Consider the following 15,752-nt stretch of genomic DNA (forward strand, 5'->3'; position numbering starts at 1 on the left):
GCTCGCTCGCCCCTTAAACTGCTTTAGCTAGAGTGTTAGAGATCGAATTTCACCTCATCCAGCAGGGTCAACGCCTGACGCCTATGCTTGGCGATCTCGGAAAGAGAGAGGCTATCGGCCCGGAATTGGCCCCAGGAGGTGACCAGAGGCGACCAGGCAACGCCAGGCTTGACCGGATACTCCTTATTGAGCTCGGCATAGAGACGCTGGGCCTGATCTCCGGCCAGATACTCCATCAACCGTTGCGCGGCAGCTGGGTGCTTGGCATGCTTGGTCATCACGACGCCACTGACATTGACGTGCACCCCTCTATCCGCCTGATTGGGGAAATTGAGATAGACAGCCTCAGCCCAACTCTTCTGGGTCGCATCCTCGAGCATGTTGCCGTAGTAGTAACTGTTACCCAACGACAGATCGCAGATCCCCTCCTTGATCGCCTTCACCTGATCCCTGTCATTGCCCTGCGGTTTGCGAGCCAGGTTGGCCTTGACGCCCTCCAGCCATTGACGGGTTTTGGCCTCGCCCTGATGAGCCAACAGAGAAGCGACCAGTGCCACATTGTAGGGATGCTTGCCGCTGCGGGTGCAGATACGCCCCTTGTACTTGGCATCGGCCAGATCTTCGTAACGAATGGCCCCAAGCTGCCCCACACGCTCCTTGCTGCTATAGATGTTGCGAACCCGGGTGGTGAGGGCAAACCAGCGACCTTGCTCATCACGATACTGGGCGGGGATCGCCTGTTCCAGTACGGGGCTTGACACTGGCTGTACCAGATCGCCATCTACCAGCTCCATCAGGCGACTGATATCCACAGTCAAAACCAGATCGGCGGGTGTTAACCGCCCTTCGCGCTTGAGTCGCTCAACCAGGCCATCTTCGGCATAGACCAGATTGACCTTGATACCGCTTTGCTGGGTAAATTGCTGCACTATAGGTTCAATCAAATGCGCCTGACGTGCCGAATAGACATTGATCTCCTCAGCCGCCTGCGCCTGAAAGCCCAACAACAGGGTAAAACTCACCAGATGACGCCAACTCATATGCACTCTCCATCGCCACAGAAAAAACCCACCAAGGCAATGATAGTTATTCGCATTTACTTCTTCAAGCCAAATAAAAAAAAGAGACCCAATGGGCCTCAAATACAGATGAACAGATAATGAAATGACAGGGGCTATCCTATCGGGGTGAACACCCTGGGGTGATCAGATGGCTTCGCCATCCACTTCACCGGTACGGATCCGCACCACGTGGGCCAGATCGTACACAAAGATCTTACCATCACCGATCTTGCCGGTATAAGCCGCCTTGCAGATGGCTTCGATGATGCTTTCCACGTTCTCGGTGGCGGTGGCGATCTCCAGCTTGACCTTGGGCAGGAAATCAACCTGATACTCGGCACCACGGTAGAGTTCGGTGTGACCCTTCTGGCGGCCAAAGCCCTTCACTTCTGATACCGTCATGCCGTCAACGCCCAGGGCCGCTACAGCCTCACGAACGTCATCCAGCTTGAAGGGTTTGATGATTGCACTGATAAGCTTCATACCTTGTCTCCCACTCCCTGGTTGATATTGGGTTTGACTATCTAATTCAATGTCTGTGCCATAATGTTAAAGTCATTTAATATCAATGCGTTAACTAAATAAGTTGAAAAGAAGAGACCATGACTCGTTCTTTATGGTGCAACACTCGATAACTTGTCACCAGGAAGGGCGCCAAAATGGTGCATAGCTATACTCCCGACACCCCCCACCGTTTACGCCTGTTCGGCACGCACAAAATCGTGCCAAGCCAATAACAACCGTTGGAAATCCTCCAAGCCACACCCCGCCATCTGCTCATCATCGTAGTAGGCCATGTCCGGCTCAAGATCATCGGCAAACTCAAATTGCACCACATTGGCCGCCACCTCGGCCTCCTCATCGCTCAGATGCAGGCTGTAGACGGCGCCATGGCGAGAAATAGTCTCCTGCTCACCCCGTTGTAAGGCATCGATATCGGCCAATACCTCCTGCATCAGTGATAGCTGGCTACCCATCTCATCATTGAGCCAGTGACCCACAGCCTCATGCCCCATGGAGAGATAGGCCTTCAAACGCCCATCAGGCTCCCGGATAAATTCATAGTCCATAGCATTACCCCTAAAATATGCCGGTACTCTTACTCTTCATTCTAGACCTAAAGACCCATAAAAAACGGGGCGAGACTCTAGTCTCGCCCCGTTGTGCTCTGCAGGGAACTATCAGGCCTGAACCTGCAGTATCACCTTTTCAGCCTTGTCGGTGTAGCTGGCAATCTCGTTGAAGTTCAGATAGCGATAGACATCGGCCGCCAGCGTTTCCAGCTCGCGGGCATACCCCTGATACTCCTCAACGCTGGGAATGCGACCCAGGATCGCCGCCACGGCCGAGAGTTCGGCGGAGGCCAGATAGACATTGGCGCCCTGCCCCAGACGGTTCGGGAAGTTACGGGTCGAGGTGGAGACGACCGTGGTGTTGTCGCCAACACGGGCCTGGTTACCCATGCAGAGTGAACAACCCGGGATCTCGATGCGGGCACCGACGCGACCGAAGATGCCGTAGTACCCCTCTTCGGTGAGCTGATCCCGGTCCATCTTGGTCGGCGGCGCGATCCACAGACGGGTCGCCAGCTGTCCCTTGAACTGGTTGAGCAGCTTACCGGCGGCACGGAAGTGGCCGATATTGGTCATGCAGGAACCAATGAAGACCTCATCGATCTTGGCACCTGCCACGCTGGAGAGCAGACGGGCATCGTCCGGATCATTCGGCGCACAGAGGATGGGCTCCTTGATGCTGTCCAGATCGATCTCGATGATGGCGGCATACTCGGCGTCGGCATCGGCACTCATCAGCTCAGGCTTGGCCAGCCAGGCTTCCATGCCCTGGATGCGGCGCTCTATGGTACGCACATCGCCATACCCTTCGGAAAGCATCCACTTGAGCATCACGATGTTGGACTTCAGGTACTCGGCGATCGGTGCCTCATCCAGCTTGATGGTACAACCTGCGGCAGAGCGTTCGGCACTGGCATCGGCCAGCTCGAATGCCTGCTCGACTTTGAGCTCTGGCAGCCCTTCGATCTCCAGGATGCGGCCGGAGAAGATGTTCTTCTTGCCCGCTTTCTCGACGGTGAGCAGCCCCATCTGGATGGCCTGATAGGGTATGGCATGGACCAGATCCCGCAGCGTGATGCCAGGCTGCATGGAGCCCTTGAAGCGCACCAGTACCGATTCCGGCATATCCAGCGGCATGACGCCAGTGGCAGCGGCAAAGGCCACCAGACCTGAGCCCGCTGGGAAGGAGACACCGATGGGGAAACGGGTGTGGGAGTCACCACCGGTACCGACTGTATCCGGCAACAGCATGCGGTTGAGCCAGCTGTGGATGACACCATCACCAGGACGCAGAGCCACACCGCCACGGTTCATGATGAAATCGGGCAGGGTATGGTGAGTCTGCACATCCACCGGCTTGGGATAGGCGGCGGTGTGACAGAAGGATTGCATCACCAGATCGGCAGAGAAGCCGAGGCAGGCCAGATCCTTCAACTCATCGCGGGTCATGGGACCCGTGGTGTCCTGAGAGCCGACCGTGGTCATCTTGGGCTCACAGTAGGTACCTGGGCGGATACCCACCGCGCCACACGCCTTGCCCACCATCTTCTGGGCTAGCGTGTAGCCCTTGCCGGTATCGGCCACCGGCTGCGGACGGTTAAATACGGTAGAGAAGGGCAAGCCCAGGGCTTCGCGCGCCTTGTCGGTGAGACCTCGGCCGACGATGAGCGGAATACGGCCACCGGCACGCACTTCATCCAGCAACACCTCTGTCTTGAGGGTGAAGGTGGCGATCACCTCGTCGCTGCCATGACGGGTCACCTTGCCTTCGTAGACATAGATGTCGATGACATCGCCGGTATTCATCTTGCTGACATCCAGCTCGATGGGCAGGGCACCGGCATCTTCCATGGTGTTGAAGAAGATGGGGGCAATCTTGCCACCCAGCACGAAACCACCGGCACGCTTGTTGGGCACATTGGGGATATCGTCACCCATGAACCAGAGCACTGAGTTGGTGGCCGACTTGCGCGAGGAGCCGGTACCGACCACATCCCCCACATAGACCAGCGGGAAACCCTTGGCCTTCAAGGCATCCAGGGTCTTGATGGGACCAACCGCCCCTTCCTGATCGGCTTCGATGCCAGGACGGCTGTTTTTCAGCATAGCCAGGGCGTGCAACGGGATATCCGGGCGTGACCAGGCATCCTGGGCCGGCGAGAGATCGTCGGTGTTGGTTTCGCCACTCACCTTGAAGACGGTCAAAGAGATCTTCTCGGCCAGCTTGGGACGGGAGAGATACCACTCGGCATTGGCCCAGGCGTCCATCACCTGCTTGGCATAGGCGTTACCGGCCTTGAGCTTCTCTTGCACATCGTGAAAGGAGTCAAACAGCAGCAGGGTATGGGAGAGCGCCTTGGTGGCAATGGGGGCCAGCTTGGCATCATCCAGCAGGTCGATGAGCGGCTGAATGTTGTAGCCGCCCTGCATGGTGCCCAACAGTTCGACCGCCTGTTCGGCACTAACCACGGCAGAGTGAGCTTCACCCTTGGCCACGGCAGCCAGGAACCCCGCCTTCACATAAGCGGCCTCATCCACTCCCGGCGGAATGCGATTGGCCAACAGATCCAGCAGTACCGCATCCTCCCCGGCCGGGGGGCTCTTCAACAGCTCGACCAGGCCTGCAACCTGGTCAGCACTCAGTGGCTTGGGCGCGATGCCTTGGGCGGCACGCTCGGCAAGGTGTTGACGATAGCTCTCTAGCACTGTGGACTCCTATAAACGAGGTTGGTCGTTGTTTGCGACACGCTTCCGTGACCTGGGCCAGCGCGGCCCAGCCAATTTTGCTAACTATATAGTTTTTAAGGGGTCATGAAAAATATCGTGATCAGAATTCCATTCTGCCCACTCTGACTCACAAACCGAATGTATTACCAAAAAAGAGGTATAGGGACTCTTTCCCCCCCTGAGCCTGGCCATAAGCCAGATAAACTGGGCCTAAAAAGGTATCTGAGCCGATATAGATGCTGCCAGCATTCAGCATGTCGCCCCAACTGATGTCGGACTTGTCATTCCAGATATTGCCCCGCTCTAGTGAAAAGCCAGCATAGACAGGGGACTTGAAGGCACCGAAGTTGTTATCCAGCAGGCGGTAACCATACATCAAGCCGCCAAAGGCCTTGTACCGGCCATTCAATTGATAACGCTGATAGCCGGAGAGGTTGAACAGCCCCCCCAAATCCTGCAGGTAGAGCGGCACCAGTTCACTGACATCAGAGCCCCCACCAGAGAGGCGCAAAGCCAGCGTCTGGCGCTCACTGAAGGTAAAGGGCTTGAGATAATTAAACGCCGAAACCAGGCCCCACTGCTCTTCAGCACTGATATCTTCGCCTTGAGTGTGAATGTAGGAGAGGCGCCCCGAGAAATAACTCCCCTCTCTGGGGAAGAAACGGCTATCCAGAGTGTCATAACCATAATCCAGGTAGGGCCCCCAAGAGCGGACATTCTCCTCGCCACTGGCGCCATCTATGGTAATGGCAGAGTGCGCCAGCTGAGTTCCGAATGAGAACTGACTCCACGGCTGGCTATTCCAGCCCAGCTCGCCATCCATAGACCAGGTGCCATGCTCCATGTTGACATAATCTGCACCGCCCCCCTCCGCCTGCTTACTGATACCCTCGATGTTACTCAGGAAGATGGCCCGGGTCTGCTTGTCATAGCCCGCCCCCAACTGCCAGTAGAATTGTTGCCGGGCATCGAAGGGGCTGTAGAACTCGCTGCGCAGGTGGCTCCAACTGCCCATGGTCAACTCATTGCGCCATTCAGCCCCCAGGTCATTCATGTTGGTCAGAGTGTAAGCCACCCCGTAGCTATAGTTAGAGCGAGTCTGGAAGTCATCCTCAAGGGCAAAGGTGAAATCCAGGTAGTCTGGTCCCCAGCGCTTCTCGGTGGCGTTGATCACCAGCACATTCTGCCCCTGCTGCTCGTCTATCTCATAGGTGACCCGTTCGAAGGTGCCCAACGCATTGATGCGCTCTATGCCCGCCTCCAAATTCTCATTGGTCTGGATCTTACCCGTGTCCACTTGCAACATCCCCTTAAGCACCTGATCGCTCAGCCGGGAGTCGTTGTGGATGACAATCTTGTCCAGATAATAGGCAGGCTGGCCGCTCAGTTGCGAGCGTCGATCCAGCTTCTCCTGCTGGTAATCGTGATACTCCTCCGGGCTCACCGACAGGGACTTCAGGCGCCAGATCTGGCTACGCGCCATGGCCTCCCCGCGGTCCATAATTTGCGGCATCTTGGCAAAGTCGCTGACCGAATAACCGGCCACGTCAGGACTCAACACTATGTCCTGCTCCCGTAGTAGGGCCAGTTGTCGTTCGGTTCCCGAGCGGGTGAGATAGGTAGTGAGTTGATCCACCAGATTGAATGCTGAATCGAGCTCACTCTTGGGCTTGAGCTTATCCGAGATATCGACGGCTATGATGACATCAGCACCCATCTTGATAGCGATATCGATGGGCAGGTTATTGACTATGCCGCCGTCCGCCAGCAGCTGGCCATTGATCTCCACCGGCTTGAGCGCCCCGGGAATAGACATGGAAGCCTGCATAACCACGGCCAGATTGCCACGGCTGAGTACCACGGGTTGCACCGTCTCCATATTGGTGGCGATGGCGCGATAGGGAATGGGCAGCTCGTTGAAACTGCGCAAGGCGGGCAAGTTGGAGGTCGCCTCGCGCAACAGCGCCGCCATACCATGTCCCTGATATACCCCTTCTGGCAGTTTCACCTTGCCCTCACTGAGCCCGATATCCGTCTGCAACTGAAAGTCATCGGCCTGTCGCTTCTTGCGCAGGGAGAGCTCCTGGCGCGTCACCTTGTCCTGATAGCCCTTGTTCCAGTCCATACCCAGAGTCTTGGTCGTCACCTCATCGGCGGAGTAACCCATGGCATACATGCCCGCCACATAGGAGCCCATACTGGTGCCCAGCACCATGTCCACCGGAATGCGCATCTCCTCCAGGACCTTGAGTACCCCCAGATGAGCCGCCCCCTTGGCCCCCCCCCCACTCAACACCAAGGCAATCTTAGGACGCTCCGGGCCTCGAGGCACAGCAGCCTCAGCCACATTGAAACAGACACACAGTAGCAGCATGGCCAGCGACCAGAGAGGCGAGAACAGCAGAGAGCGCAACGCAGGGTTTTCCATCGGAGAGGGTCATCAGAGTCAGGGCTTGCCCCATGCTAACGGGATCCGCCAGCGAACTAAAGCCACGGTGAAGAAAGGTGAGTCATTCTCCCCGAGAAAAACAGGCTGACATCCACTCCCAGCACAAAGCCTGGCTCTTGAGTGCCACGCTTGGGGGACCCCTTATCTACATCTCAGGTAGTTTGATGAGCTGACGGTTGGAAATTGCCTCGAAACTGTACCGCCCCGGCGAAGGGGCGGGAGAAACGCCACGGCGCAAGGAGCGCACTCGCCGCTATCCAGGCTGAGGATTAACAGCGTCCCTTCTTACCCTGACCCGGCGGACAGAAGTTTCCCTGATCCTGGTGATGATGTTTATCATCTTCATGATGTTGTTCACTTTCGTGATAATGGCCATCACCACGATAATGACCATCCCCCACACTGATATGGGTCTCCCCCACCTCCACATCAGCGCGATGGATCCGCACCGGATCGTGAGGCGAGCAGGCCACCAACAACAGCATGCCGATAAAAGCCAACAGAAGCGGTCGCATAAGCCCCCCAACAACAAAAAGGTCACTCGAAGTGAGTGACCTTAAGTATAGTCGCCGCCCTCTCAACTAGCCCGAATCGGGCCGTCGATAGCGGACAGCGTGGGGAGTGGCATCCCTTAGCGCTTTTTCGCCTTGGCGTTGGGCAGATCCGTGATAGAGCCCTCGAATACCTCGGCAGCCAAGCCCACAGACTCGTGCAGCGTCGGGTGAGCGTGAATGGTCAGCGCGATATCTTCGGCGTCGGCACCCATTTCGATGGCCAGGCCAATTTCACCCAGCAGCTCGCCGCCGTTGGTGCCGACTATGGCGCCACCGATGACGCGACCCGTCCCCTTGTCGAAGATGAGCTTGGTCATGCCGTCGGCGCAATCGGAGGCGATGGCGCGACCCGAGGCCGCCCACGGGAAGACTGAACACTCATAGTTGATCCCTTGCTGCTTGGCTTCCTTCTCGGTCAGCCCCACCCAAGCGATCTCTGGCTCGGTATAGGCGATGGAGGGGATCACCTTGGGATCGAAGTAGTGCTTCTTGCCAGCGATGACTTCCGCCGCCACATGGCCCTCATGCACCCCCTTGTGCGCCAGCATGGGCTGACCGACGATATCGCCGATGGCGAAAACGTGAGCCACATTGGTCCGCAGCTGCTTGTCCACCTCGATGAAACCACGCTCGGTGACGGCCACGCCCGCCTTCTCGGCATCCAGCATCTTGCCATTCGGCACCCGGCCCACGGCCACCAGCACGCTGTCATAACGTACCGGCTCGGCTGGCGCATGCTTGCCCTCGAAGGAGACATAGAGACCATCGGCCTTGGCTTCCACCGCGGTCACCTTGGTCTCCAGCATCAGGTTGAACTTACCTTCTACCCGCTTGGTATAGACCTTGACCACATCCTTGTCGGCGGCTGGCACCAGCTGGTCGGCAAACTCCACCACGTCGATCTCGGCGCCCAGGGAGGAGTAAACCGTCCCCATCTCCAGACCGATAATGCCGCCACCCAGCACCAGTAGCTTGCCTGGTACGCTCTTGAGCTCCAGCGCATCGGTAGAGTCCCACACCCGAGGATCGTCATGGGGAATAAACGGCAATTTCACCGGACGAGAGCCGGCCGCTATGATGGCATGGTCGAAGTTGACCACTGTCTTGCTGCCATCCAGAGCCGTCACTTCCAGGCTGTGGGCCGCGGTAAACTTGGCCACACCGTTGACGACCTGCACCTTGCGCTGCTTGGCCATACCCGCCAGACCACCGGTCAGCTTGCCGACCACTTTTTCTTTCCACAGACGGATCTTGTCGATATCGGTCTGGGGTTCACCGAAGACGATGCCGTGAGCCGCCAGGGCCTTGGCCTCTTCGATCACCTTGGCCACGTGCAGCAGGGCCTTGGAGGGAATACAACCAACGTTCAAACAGACACCGCCCAGGGTGCTGTAACGTTCGATCAATACGGTTTCGAGCCCCAGGTCGGCACAACGGAATGCGGCAGAATAACCGGCAGGACCGGCACCAATCACCACCACCTGAGTTTTAATTTGATTGCTCATCATGACCTCTTTTCACATGGGTTGCCGGGGCGGACTCCCGCTCCGGCAAGCATACAGTCAGTTTGCTTGGTACGTGAAGCAAAGGGGCAGGTCGGCGCCTGCCCGGTCACAGTTACAGCACCAGACGACGGATGTCAGACAGGGCTTCGTTCATGGTGGTGATAAAACGCGCACCATCGGCCCCGTCGATCACTCTGTGATCGTAGGAGAGCGCCAGCGGCAACATCAGACGCGGAGCAAACTCCTTGCCATTCCACTTCGGCTTGATATCCGACTTGGAGACACCCAGGATCGCCACTTCCGGCGCGTTGACAATCGGCGTGAAGCTGGTTCCGCCAATGCCACCCAGGCTGGAGATGGTGAAGCAACCGCCCTGCATGTCGGCCCCCGTCAGCTTGCCCGTGCGCGCCTTCTTGGAGATCTCGGCCAAATCTTGCGACAGCTCGTAGATGCCCTTCTTGTTCACATCACGCACCACAGGCACCACCAGACCGTTGGGGGTATCCACCGCCACACCGATATGGATGTACTTTTTCATGATGAGCTTGCTGCCATCCTCGGAGAGGGAACTGCAGAAGCGCGGATGAGCCTCCAGCGCCTTGGCGGCCGCCTTGAGGATGAAGACCAGCGGTGTGATCTTGAAGCCCAGTTGCTGCTTGTCGGCCACCACGTTCTGCTCCTTGCGGAACGCCTCCAGCTCAGTGATATCCGCCTCGTCGAACTGGGTCACATGGGGGATCATCACCCAGTTGCGATGCAGGTTCGGGCCGGAGATCTTCTGGATGCGGGTCAGATCCAGCTCTTCCACCGGACCAAACTTGGCAAAGTCCACCTTGGGCCATGGCAACACACCCAGACCCGCACCACCGGACACACCGGCAGGAGCCGACTCGGCACGCTTGATGGCCTCCTTCACATAAGCCTGGACGTCTTCCTTCTGGATCCGGCCCTTACGACCCGACCCCTTGACCTTAGCCAAGTTGACGCCAAACTCGCGAGCCAGACGACGCACGGCCGGAGAAGCATGAACATAGGCCTCATTGGCCACAAAATCGCCCTTCTCCTCCGCCTTGGCCGCGGCCGGTGCGGCTACCGCTGCCGGCGCGGCTACGGTGACAGCAGCCGGAGCGGCCCCAGCGACGTCAAACGTCATGATGAGGGAACCCGTGGCCACCTTGTCACCCAGAGCAACCTGGATCGATTTAACTGTCCCGGTGAACGGTGCCGGCACTTCCATGGAGGCCTTGTCACCCTCCACCGTCAGCAAGGATTGATCGGCTTCGACCCGATCGCCCACCTTGACCAGGATCTCGGTGACCGCCACTTCATCCCCCCCAATGTCCGGCACATGGACGGCTTTCTCGGCAGAAGCGGTCGCCACAGGAGCAGGAGCAGAAGCAGGCGCCGCCTCGACGGCGACCGTGGCCGCGCCAGCCACGGCAAACACCATGATGAGAGAGCCAGTGGCCACCTGGTCACCCACGGCAACCTGGATAGCTTGTACTGTCCCGGCAAACGGCGCCGGCACTTCCATGGAGGCCTTGTCACCCTCCACTGTCAGCAGGGATTGATCGGCCTCAACCACATCGCCGACCTTGACCAGGATCTCGGTGACTGCCACTTCATCGCCGCCGATATCCGGCACAAAGACCTCTTTGGCCGCCGCCACCACAGGGGCCGCGGCTACAGCCGGCGCCGCAGCAGAGGCGCTGGCAACCGGCGCAGCAGCCGCAACGTCAAATTCCATGATGAAGGAGCCTGTGCTCACCTTGTCACCAACGGCAACTTTAATGGCTTTCACCACGCCAGCTTGGGGCGAGGGAACCTCCATGGAGGCCTTGTCCCCTTCCACCGTCAGCAGAGACTGATCCGCCTCCACCTTGTCACCCACCTTCACCAGGATCTCGGTTACCGCGACTTCATCACCGCCGATATCCGGCACACAAATTTCGATAGACATGCCCGTCCCCTTACGCGTACAGCGGGTTGATCTTGTCGGCATCGATGCCGAACTTGGCGATAGCTTGAGCCACCTGAGCCTTGTCGATCTGGCCCAGCTTGGCCAGTTCGGTGAGGGCGGCGACCACTATGTAACCTTCGTTCACCTCGAAGTGACGACGCAGGTTTTCACGGCTGTCGGAGCGGCCAAAACCATCTGTGCCCAGCACGCGATAGCTTTCACTGGGTACATAGGCTCGCACTTGCTCACCGTAGATCTTCATGTAGTCAGTGGCGACTATGGCTGGCGCCTTGCCCAGCACCTGAGCGATATAGGGCAGACGCGCTTCACTCTGGGGATGCAGCATGTTCCAGCGATCCGCATCCTGACCATCACGGGCCAGTTCGTTGAAGCTGGTGACGCTGTAGACATCGGAACCGATGCCGTACTCGTCACTCAGGATCTGGGCGGCACGGCGGGCATAGTTGAGGATAGAGCCACAACCCAGCAACTGTACCTTAGCCTTGTCACCGGCCACGGTTTCCAGCTTGTAGATACCCTTGCGAATACCCTCTTCAACCCCAGCGGGCATGGCCGGGTGAACGTAGTTCTCGTTCAGGGTGGTGATGTAGTAGTAGATGTTCTCCGGATTATCGCCATACATGCGACGCATACCATCCTGAATGATCACCGCCACTTCATAGGCGAATGAGGGATCGTAGCTGATGCAGTTGGGGATGGTGCCCGCCAGAATGTGGCTGTGACCATCTTCATGCTGCAGCCCTTCACCATTCAGGGTAGTCCGGCCTGAGGTGGCCCCCAGCAGGAAGCCGCGCGCCTGTTGATCCCCAGCCGCCCAGCACATGTCACCGACACGCTGGAAACCAAACATGGAGTAGTAGATGTAGAAGGGGATCATGGGGCAATCATTGGTGCTGTAGGAGGTCGCCGCCGCAAGCCAGGAGGACATGGCGCCCAGCTCGTTGATGCCGTCCTGCAGTATCTGACCCTTCTTGTCTTCCTTGTAGTAGGAGACGATGTCACGATCTTGCGGGGTATATTGCTGACCGTGGGGGCTGTAAATACCGATCTGACGGAATAGACCTTCCATACCAAAGGTACGGGCTTCATCCGCCAGGATGGGCACGATACGCTGACCCACGGACTTATCCTTGAGCAGCACATTCAGGGAGCGCACGAAGGCCATGGTGGTGGAAATTTCGCGGCTCTGCTCACCCAGCAGGGCATCAAAGGCGGAGAGTTCAGGAATCTCCAGCTTGACCGTGGTCTGGGGCAGACGACTGGGCAGATAGCCCTTCAACGCCGCACGACGCTCGTGCAGATAGTTCCACTCGGCGGAACCCTGCTCGAAGGAGAGATAAGGCAGCTGTTCCAGTTGCTCATCGCCCACCGGCACATTGAAGCGATCACGCAGGTGACGAACGGAGTCCTGCTCCATCTTCTTCACCTGGTGAGCAATGTTCTTGCCCTCGGCGGCTTCGCCCATGCCATAACCCTTGATGGTCTTGGCCAGGATCACCACAGGCTTGCCCTTGGTCTCGTTGGCCTTTTTGAAGGCGGCATAGACCTTACGGGGGTCGTGACCACCGCGGTTCAGGCTGAAGATCTGCTCGTCGCTCCACTCTTTGACCAGCGCGGCAGTTTCCGGGTATTTACCGAAGAAGTGCTCACGCACATAGGCGCCATTCTTGGACTTGAAGGTCTGATAGTCGCCATCCACGGTTTCATTCATCAGTTGCAGCAACTTGCCGGAGCTATCTTTTTGCAGCAGCTCATCCCACTTGCTACCCCAGATCACCTTGATCACTTCCCAACCGGCGCCCTTGAACAGCCCTTCCAGCTCGTGGATCACCTTGCCGTTACCGACCACAGGACCATCCAGACGCTGCAGGTTGCAGTTGATGACGAAGATCAGGTTATCCAGCTTCTCGCGCACCGCTACCGTGATGGCGCCCTTGGACTCCGGCTCATCCATCTCACCGTCACCCAGGAAGGCATACACCTTCTGCTCGGAGCAATCTTTCATGCCCCGATCGGTCAGGTACTTGAGGAAGCGCGCCTGATAGATGGAGCCGATAGGGCCCAGGCCCATGGAAACCGTCGGGAACTGCCAGAAGGTGGGCATCAACTTGGGGTGCGGATAGGAGGAGAGCCCCTTGCCATCCACTTCCTGCCGGAAACTATCCAGCTGGGTTTCGGTCAACCGACCCTCGACAAAAGCACGGGCATAAACACCCGGAGAGATGTGGCCCTGGAAGTAGACCAGATCGCCGCCATCCTTCTCGTTGCGCGCACGAAAGAAGTGGTTGAACGCCACTTCGTAGATGGTGGCGGAGGAGGCGAAAGAAGACATGTGACCGCCCAGATCCAGCCCCTTCTTGGAGGCACGCAGCACTATCATGGCCGCGTTCCAGCGGATGATAGCGCGGATGCGTTGCTCCAGCTCTTTGTTGCCTGGGTAAGCAGGCTCATCGCTGGTAGCAATGGAGTTGATGTAGTCGGTGAGGACGCTGCCGCCCTTGCCACCGGTGGAGATATCTACACCGGAGTTGCGAGCCTGAGCGGCCAGTTGATCAATGATGAAGCGGGCACGATCCGGGCCTTCTTCACGCAGCAGGGACTCAAGGGCTGCGAGCCACTCACTTGTCTCTACCGGATCCACATCGTTTCTGAGGAGTTCAGACATGGCTGTTTCCTATCTGGTTAACGGCAATAGCTGTTTTGAATGACGATATGGGCACCTGCTGCTCAGTTCGGGTGTTGCAGGATCTGGCGCGTCAGGCGCTGGGTCCGCTGCTCTTCCCGCTGAATATCCAGCAAGGTGTCCTCGATAAAGGCGAGATGCTCATGACAGGCATCTCTCGCCTGTTCCGGTTGCCCGGAGAGGATCGCCGCTATTAGGTCAGACCTATGGCGACGGATCCGGTTAACCACGCCCGGCCGCTGATTGAGTACCTCTATGTTGCGCTGGATATTGCGCTCCAACAGGGTACGCATGGCTCGCACCAGATGCAGCAGGACCGTATTGTGCGAAGCCGCCATCATCACCAGGTAAAATTCGGTGACGGCAACGGCCTCTCCCGACAAATCCCCACTCAATTGAGTTGCCTCTATGCTCGCCTGGGCCGCCCGGATACGGTCAAAATCCGCTTCGGTGCCGCGCAGGGCCGCGTAATAAGCGGCGACCCCCTCCAGAACATGCCGAAACTCCAGCAGATCAAACTGGGAACCGGGATTGTTGAGCAGCAGTTCAAAGAGCGGATCGGTCAGACCACGACTCAACTCCTGCTGCACATAGGTACCGCCACCCTGGCGCCGATAGAGCAAGCCCTTGGCTTCCAACCGCTGGATGGCTTCCCGCAATGAGGGCCGGGAGACCTGAAACTGCACCGCGAGCTCGCGCTCTGGCAACAGTTTCTGTCCCGGTTGCAGGGTGCCATCCACTATCATCTGCTCAAGTTCGGCAACGATAGCGTCAGCCACTTTAGGTACTTGCTGCTTGCGTAAGGGCATTATGAATTTGTTAAATTGGTATTACCAATACATGTATGTGTTACGCAAATTAGCAAGCCATTTAACAAATGTCCACTCGAAAAATGATCTTAGTCAACGGATTGCGCCCATACGTCGGTTTAAGCCAGAAGTTTGGTCTGACCATATAACATTTTGCTAACGAAAGGCTGAATGAAACATTAAAGGAAGAGAGATGACAGGAGAATAGGTCAAGCACGGGTGTCAGCGCCTGCCAAGGGAGCGTTTGACCCGAGGATAGGTTGTCCCGCAATAGAGAGGGTCAGGCTTATTGGGCCAGCAATTGACGATAATGCTCCCACGAAAAGCGGGCGCCCGGATCCGTCTTCCGCCCCGGCGCTATGTCACTATGGCCGACAATGCGCTCAGCGGTGATCTGCGGATAGTGGGCTTGCAGGGCTCGAGTCACCGCGACCAGGCACTGGTATTGCGCTTCGGTATAACCACTCTCATCTGTGCCTTCCAGCTCGATGCCGATAGAGAAGTCATTGCAGGCCTCGCGCCCGGCAAAACGCGAGACACCGGCATGCCAGGCACGCTGGTCAAAGGAAACATACTGCACCAGCTCGCCATCACGACGGATCAGGCAGTGGGCCGAGACTTGCAGCCCGGCGAGGGAGGCAAAATAAGGGTGCGCGGTCGGGTCCAATTTCCCCAGAAAGAGCTGGTCGATCCAGGGGCCCCCAAACTCCCCCGGCGGCAAACTGATGCCATGGATCACCAGCAGTGAGACCTCGGCATCAGGTCTGGGATTCTGGTGGGGCGAAAGCAGATGACGGCAAGGCTGCAGCCACCCTTGGTTAATATGCAAATGGGTAAGACTCACTAACGACTCCTTGCTTAAATCATGCTTGGCCTCAACCTGATGCGGAGCATATAGGTGCATGTTGGC

Annotated in this window: 11 protein-coding genes; all 11 read right to left on the reverse strand. The window is 57.7% G+C overall.

Going from position 1 to position 15,752, the window contains the following annotated elements:
* Positions 1-35: 35 nt before the first annotated feature.
* Positions 36-1,040: a Fe(3+) ABC transporter substrate-binding protein gene (locus ACZYTD_RS01715; protein ID WP_463888342.1), complete on the reverse strand. Its 1,005-nt coding sequence runs from the start codon at positions 1,038-1,040 to the stop codon at positions 36-38.
* 165 nt (positions 1,041-1,205) lie between these two features.
* A complete protein-coding gene (locus ACZYTD_RS01720) occupies positions 1,206-1,544 on the reverse strand; it encodes a P-II family nitrogen regulator (RefSeq protein ID WP_463888345.1) in 339 nt (112 codons plus the stop codon).
* Between the two features lie 212 nt (positions 1,545-1,756).
* Entirely contained in the window at positions 1,757-2,131 is a 375-nt protein-coding gene (locus ACZYTD_RS01725; RefSeq protein WP_463888348.1) for a YacL family protein, read from the reverse strand.
* 111 nt (positions 2,132-2,242) lie between these two features.
* Positions 2,243-4,840, reverse strand: coding sequence for a bifunctional aconitate hydratase 2/2-methylisocitrate dehydratase (gene acnB, locus ACZYTD_RS01730; RefSeq protein ID WP_463888351.1), 2,598 nt, complete (start codon positions 4,838-4,840; stop codon positions 2,243-2,245).
* Between the two features lie 148 nt (positions 4,841-4,988).
* Positions 4,989-7,289 carry a patatin-like phospholipase family protein gene (locus ACZYTD_RS01735; protein WP_463888354.1) on the reverse strand — a complete coding sequence of 767 codons (2,301 nt, stop codon included), beginning with the start codon at positions 7,287-7,289 and terminating at the stop codon, positions 4,989-4,991.
* A gap of 290 nt (positions 7,290-7,579) precedes the next feature.
* Positions 7,580-7,825, reverse strand: a complete 246-nt coding sequence (locus ACZYTD_RS01740; RefSeq protein WP_463888356.1) for a putative periplasmic lipoprotein — start codon at positions 7,823-7,825, stop codon at positions 7,580-7,582.
* Between the two features lie 116 nt (positions 7,826-7,941).
* Positions 7,942-9,369, reverse strand: coding sequence for a dihydrolipoyl dehydrogenase (gene lpdA / locus ACZYTD_RS01745; protein ID WP_463888358.1), 1,428 nt, complete (start codon positions 9,367-9,369; stop codon positions 7,942-7,944).
* A gap of 112 nt (positions 9,370-9,481) precedes the next feature.
* On the reverse strand, positions 9,482-11,329 hold the full coding sequence (aceF, locus tag ACZYTD_RS01750) for a pyruvate dehydrogenase complex dihydrolipoyllysine-residue acetyltransferase (protein WP_463888361.1): 1,848 nt from the start codon (positions 11,327-11,329) through the stop codon (positions 9,482-9,484).
* Between the two features lie 10 nt (positions 11,330-11,339).
* Positions 11,340-14,015 (reverse strand): pyruvate dehydrogenase (acetyl-transferring), homodimeric type, encoded by a 2,676-nt coding sequence (aceE, locus tag ACZYTD_RS01755; protein WP_463888363.1) that lies wholly within the window; start codon positions 14,013-14,015, stop codon positions 11,340-11,342.
* Between the two features lie 62 nt (positions 14,016-14,077).
* A complete protein-coding gene (gene pdhR, locus ACZYTD_RS01760) occupies positions 14,078-14,842 on the reverse strand; it encodes a pyruvate dehydrogenase complex transcriptional repressor PdhR (protein ID WP_463888365.1) in 765 nt (254 codons plus the stop codon).
* Between the two features lie 286 nt (positions 14,843-15,128).
* Positions 15,129-15,746 carry a 1,6-anhydro-N-acetylmuramyl-L-alanine amidase AmpD gene (ampD, locus tag ACZYTD_RS01765; protein ID WP_463888368.1) on the reverse strand — a complete coding sequence of 206 codons (618 nt, stop codon included), beginning with the start codon at positions 15,744-15,746 and terminating at the stop codon, positions 15,129-15,131.
* Between the last annotated feature and the right edge of the window lie 6 nt (positions 15,747-15,752).

It is taken from the genome of Pseudaeromonas sp. HNCC25DJ180 (assembly GCF_055413345.1).